Consider the following 1,898-nt stretch of genomic DNA (forward strand, 5'->3'; position numbering starts at 1 on the left):
CCAGGGGCGCCCAATCTCGATCGAGTGGGCTGGCCGCGGCTGGCGTCGCCCGGGCGATGCCGGTGACCCGTAAGGACGGCGTGTAGCCGGGAGCGTCCGTGGGTGGGGGCGGATGGTTGGCCGGTCGCCGGTGCGGGAATGGCCGAGGCGGTGGCCTGTCGAGTGCCTGGCGCGGAGAATGCCTGACGGAGAGCCGGTGCGGGACGCTCGCAGGAGAGGGGTGGGTATGCGCGACTTCCCGATCGACCTGGGGATCAGGCCTGGCGCGGGAATGGGCGCGGGGTGGCCGATATGACCGCGGTCCGGCTTCCTGACCCGGTACGGCGGGTCCGGGCGATGCGTTCGGGTGGTGTGAGCGCGGCGGCGTGATGTGCCCGTCCTACATGGTCACCCGGGAGGAGGAGCATTCGACTCGGGACCGAGCCCGGCTGCTGTTCGAGATGCTGGCGGGCCACCCGGACTCGCCGATCCGCGACGGCTGGCGCTCGACAGCGGTGCGTGACGCGTTCGACCTGTGCCTGGCCTGCAAGGGCTGCAAGAGCGACTGCCCGGTGAACGTGGACATGGCCACCTACAAGGCCGAGTTTCTGGCCCACCACTATGCGGGGCGCATCCGGCCGCTGGCTCATTACTCGATGGGATGGCTGCCGCTGGCCGCCAGGCTCGCTTCCCTGGCGCCCCGGACGGTGGCGCTCGCGACCGCGCCCGGGCTCACCGACCTGGTGAAGCTCGCCGGCGGGGTGGCCCGGGCACGGGCCATCCCGCCGTTCGCGTCCGAGTCCCTGCAGGCCTGGTACGCCCGGCGCGGGCCGCGGGGATCCGGCCGGCGGGGCGAGGTGGTGCTCTGGCCGGACACCTTCACCAACCGCTTCCACCCGCACATCGGGCAGGCTGCGATCGAAGTGTTGGAGGATGCCGGCTGGCGGGTCGTGATGCCCGGCGGGACGGTGTGCTGCGGCCTGACCTGGATCTCCACGGGCCAGCTGGCCACCGCGCAGCGGGTGCTGCGGCGCACGACCCGGCTGCTGCATCCGTACCTGCGGGCCGGGACGCCGATCGTCGGGCTCGAACCGAGCACTGGACGTATCGCGGCACTGGACGTATCGCGGGACCGGACGGAGGGATGATGCGGAGATCAGCTGACCAGCCGGGCGGCCGGCGCGGAGTGGTGGTGGTCACCGGGGGTTCGGCGGGGCTCGGTCGGGCGACCGTCCGGCAGTTCGCGCGCCGCGGCTACGACGTGGGTGTCCTGGCCCGTGGCGAGGATGGTCTGGCCGGTGCGGTAGCGGACGTGGCGGCGGCGGGCCGGCGCGGCCTTGCGCTGCCCGCGGACGTCGCCGACGCCGCGGCCGTGCAGGAGGCCGCCGAGCGGGCGCGCGCGGAGCTGGGGCCGGTCGACGTCTGGGTCAACAACGCGATGGCCAGCGTCTTCGCTCCCTTTCCCCAGATCACCCCGGAGGAGTTCGAACGCGCCACAGTCACCACCTACCTGGGCCATGTCAACGGAACCCGTGCGGCGCTGCGGCACATGATGGCACGTGACCACGGGGTGATCATCCAGGTGGGTTCCGCCCTCGCCTCCCGCGGTATCCCGTTGCAGTCGGCCTACTGCGGCGCCAAGCACGCCATCGCCGGCTTCACCGAGTCGGTGCTGACCGAACTGCTGCACGACGGCAGCAACGTGCGGGTTGTGATGGTACACATGCCCGCGCTCAACACCGTCCAGTTCAACTGGGTGCTCTCCCGGCTGCGTCACCACCCGCGGCCCGTCCCGCCGATCTACCAGCCCGAGGTGGGCGCGCGTGCGGTGGTCCACGCGGCCGAGCACCCACGGCGCAGCATGTGGGTCGGCGTCTCCACCGTCGCCACCATCCTTGGCAACCGGATCGCGCCCGCCC

At 72.4% G+C, this 1,898-nt stretch carries 1 protein-coding gene and 1 pseudogene; both read left to right on the forward strand.

The annotated features are described in order from the left end of the window. Positions 1-362 precede the first annotated feature (362 nt). A pseudogene (locus tag AC08ON_RS13720) lies at positions 363-1,127 on the forward strand ((Fe-S)-binding protein); the annotation flags it as partial. A 44-nt stretch (positions 1,128-1,171) separates the two neighbouring features. Continuing rightward, a partial coding sequence (locus AC08ON_RS13725) for an SDR family oxidoreductase (RefSeq protein ID WP_476617103.1) occupies positions 1,172-1,898 on the forward strand: 727 nt, incomplete at its 3' end.

It is taken from the genome of Frankia sp. CoWAU3, from assembly GCF_977971855.1.